Here is a 3226-nt window from a genome sequence, read left to right on the forward strand (position 1 = left end):
GTTGTGGACACAGTCGGTCATCCGTGCCCGTCACAAACGATCATCGCATCAGTGCGTCAAGGCGGGGCAACGGTACATATCAGATGCTTACTGAAGATCTGCCAATCGGGCTCGCGGTACAGCATCACGTGTGGCCTACGGGCGACGATCCGGCGACGCAGCGCAATCAAGCCGGCCATAGGCCATGAAGGCTGACGGCAAGCTCGATCGGAACTGGCTTAAGGGCGCGTTGGGTGATGCGATGCACGCGGAGCTATGTGGCGCATGCCACAACCAGCGCATGATCCGAGAAAGCCGCGGCTTCTTTCTGTCCCTTGTTGCCTTGTAGGGCCGTTGCGGCCCGCGATGGCGATGGCATAAGGCTGAGCAGCGGGAAATACGAATTGTTCAAGGCCGACTTCGTAGGCGAATTACCAATACCGGGGCACTCGCGTAAAACCGCGACGTACAACGCTTCTGCAGTGGGAAGCGGCTGAGAGGCAAGCTTAGAGGAGGTGTATCCCCCAAATCCTTTCACCTATCGTAGGTGAATTACCAATACCAGAGTTTTCACCTATCGCTCGCAATTTTCCCCAAATCTGTACACCTATCACCCGCGATGGCCGCCCACTCCGGCTATGTAACGTGGGCACGACTTACGCTTTGTCCCCAGCCCCGCTTGCCGCCCCTAGCTGTACGATGCACGCGACCTTGTTACTTGGAGGGCGACTTTGGCCCTTTGCCAGTAACTCGCATTTTCGTGCGAAGAACCACTGGCGCAGCCACATTGGCCGGCCGTGTGCGACTGCGTGCAGCGAGACGAAGGATGACCTCTATGCTGCTCTGCTGCATGGCAAGAACAGCTTTCCGTACCGTCTTACGTTCACGCGAAGCCATACAAGTCTCTAAGAGTCATATTTCCAGGCGGCCAACATACGGGGAGCGACTTTCGTCGCAAGGCCATGCGGGAGGTAAATCTGTTGGCGAGGACAGCGCATGAAGCGCCTTCGATGGAGAAGCCTGGGATCCGCCATTCGAGAATGGACTGCCGATCTGATCCGCGCTTTGCAGGGCAATGATAGAAGTTTCCCGTCTCGTTCGTCAAAGCCCCCCTCCTGCTAGGCCCCATGAGCATCGGGAGATGATCGGGCCATATTCACTGCGCAGTAAAAATGGGCAATTGAGCGAATATGACGCATGGCCCCCCACGTTTGTTTGCGCAAGCGTGTCACTGATGCGCTCCCGTTGGTTTGCATAAATTTGTCCAGGTCTGCCCCACAGGCGCGAGCGACGTGGAAAACCTGGGCTAGATGCGCCGCAGTCGCAAGGTGTTCGGATCAACCTTTTCAATCGACAACTCGTCGATAATCTTCCAGCCCAACTGTTCAAACAGATCGGGGGGAACCGGGACGATGAGATCACCGCTTCCGTCAACTGCTTCGAGTCCGGTGACGCGCCAAACAGCTCGAGACCCCGCGCTTGTCAGAGAAACTTGAGTAGTCTCTCCAATTGCGTCTCATTGTGTTCTGGCGGTGCCAAGCAGCCTGCACAGTTGTCGTCTGAATATTCTGCCCAGGCTCGAACGGCCTTGTCGTCGGTTACCTGGAACCCGCCTTCGTGCAGGCATCGCAGCATCTGGGCTACACGGGGCGAACTGCTTCCGGAGTTCCTGTCGCTCCTTGAAGGTTGGCCTCATGGTGGTGAGTGCCATCGTTGATATCTTTCGCGCGGTGGTGCCTGGACCGCGCACCTCGCGATCATTTGGTCGCAAAAGCGGCATTGATTTGCCGCGCCCTCTTTATGTCGTCGCCGTGCAGATAGATCGATGTCGTTGAGATAGACGCGTGGCGCAGATTGTCCCGAACGGTGGTGAGCTCCGCGCCACGGGCCAACGCGTGACTGGCATGCGTATGGCGCATCCAGTGTGGACTGGCCTTGCGCAGCTTCTCTGCCAGCACTGCGTAATCGTTCTCGATGACATTGGCAGCCGTCTCAAAAAACCGTCTAACCACGCTCCACAGCCGCGTCCCCGTAATACCTTCAGTGGCATCGATCCCCAGCCCACCAATCAGCGGCGTCTTCGGATTCCAGCGCGCACGCGTCACCGGCAGCCCACGCTCGACCAAGTAGCGATCGAGCGACGTGCGTGCCAGCGGTGGCAGGGCGACCTTGCCGGTGCGACTGCCCTTCCCCACCAGGTTCAGCCAGTGATCGCCCTGCCGGTCCGGTGCCATGTCGCCGAGCTTCGCGGAAACGAGTTCGCTGGCGCGCAGGCCGGTCGCATAGCCGAAATCCAGCACAAAGCGCAGTCGCTGCGCGGCGGGTGCCTCCCAGCCATACGACCACTCCAGTCCATCGGCGATGGTGCGGACCAGCGCCCATTCGCCCTCGGTAAAAGCATGCGAGGTATCCAGCGCGGCAGTCCTGCCGCCGCCGCGTACCTTGATGCCCGCAAATGGGTTGGCCAGCACATAGCGCTGCTGAATCAACCAACGGAACATCGCGCCCAGCACGGACAGCGCGTAGGCGATTGAGCGCGCCGACAGCCCATCCGTAAACGGCCGCCATTCGACAGAGGTGCGTGGGCGTGCCTGACCGATCCAACGCTCCCGCGGTGTTGGCCGACGCAGGAAGCTCCGGTAGGCAATCGCATCCTCGGTGGTGAGCGACGACAGCGGCCGGCCGCGTTCGACGATGGCCCACAGGATCAGGCGCTCCGCCTCTTTGCGGTAGGACCGTTGAGTGGAGGTCGATTCGTGTAGGGAAAGCCAAGCCTGGACGGCCTCGTAATCGTTGTCAGCGGCGAGCACGCACGTCTCACGCGGCGCACGGAATTGACCCTGTGAGCCATCCACCTCATTGGGCAGGCGCAATTGCTCCCACGGCACCACCACGCCGCAGACCTGTTCAGCGATCAGCGCCCGGGCGCGCTCGGTCAACCGAGGGTGTTCTGCAAAGAATGCCTCGATGCGTCGCGCGCTGGCCTGTCCCAATCCGGGGATGACCGCCCACCAACGGCGCCGGCGCGGCACGCGGACAGTCAGATCGGCCAAGGTGTCGATGCCAGCGGCCCGCAGCGCGGCGACGGTACGCGCATCCAGCCACAGCGCTACGTCATCGCTGATGGCTGGTTCTGGCAGCGGCAGCGTGCGAAGCTGCGTATTTCAGCGATCGTGGACGGTCAGATCAGGCTGATGGTGGACGGCATTTCAGCGTGATCATGGACGCTCGGGGCGAGCGAGAGTGA

General features: G+C 60.6%; 2 pseudogenes. One reads left to right on the forward strand and one right to left on the reverse strand.

The window, feature by feature from the left end:
• Nucleotides 1–90: 90 nt before the first annotated feature.
• A pseudogene (locus tag R2N16_RS25285) lies at nucleotides 91–360 on the forward strand (IS5/IS1182 family transposase); the annotation flags it as partial.
• A 1376-nt stretch (nucleotides 361–1736) separates the two neighbouring features.
• Here R2N16_RS25285 and R2N16_RS25290 read toward each other — a convergent pair.
• Nucleotides 1737–3134: pseudogene (locus R2N16_RS25290) on the reverse strand (site-specific integrase); the annotation flags it as partial.
• Nucleotides 3135–3226 lie beyond the last annotated feature (92 nt).

This window comes from Ralstonia psammae, assembly GCF_958405935.1.
In the GTDB taxonomy this organism is placed as follows: Bacteria; Pseudomonadota; Gammaproteobacteria; order Burkholderiales; family Burkholderiaceae; genus Ralstonia; species Ralstonia psammae.